This is a genomic window from Streptomyces viridochromogenes (assembly GCF_001270495.1).
GTDB lineage: Bacteria > Actinomycetota > Actinomycetes > Streptomycetales > Streptomycetaceae > Streptomyces > Streptomyces viridochromogenes_A.
This window is the reverse complement of sequence record NZ_LGUR01000146.1, coordinates 1-310: the sequence shown is the minus strand read 5'-3', so window position 1 is coordinate 310 and position 310 is coordinate 1. Positions and strand designations below refer to the sequence as shown.

Annotated in this window: 1 protein-coding gene; it reads right to left on the bottom strand. The window is 71.9% G+C overall.

The annotated features are described in order from the left end of the window. Positions 1-310: polyketide synthase dehydratase domain-containing protein (locus tag ADK36_RS15850; protein ID WP_159391160.1), on the bottom strand; the 310-nt coding region annotated here is incomplete at both ends.

Here is a 310-nt window from a genome sequence, read left to right as displayed (position 1 = left end):
GGACGCGGAGGGTGGTGGCTGCGCCGGCGTAGAGGTGGACGTCGTTCCAGGCGAAGGGGAGGACGAGGTGGCGTTCGTGGTCGGGTTGGTCGGTGCGGATTGCTCCGGCGTGGAAGCAGGCGTCGAGGAGGGCGGGGTGGAGGCCGTAGCCGTCGGGCTTGCCCGCTTCCTCGGGGAGCGTGACCTCCGCGTACACGTCTGAACCCTGGGTCCATACGGCACGCAGGCCGCGGAAGGCGGGGCCGTAGCCGTAACCGGTGGCGTCGAGTTCGCCGTAGGCGCGCTCGGCGGCGTCCTCGATCGGGACGGC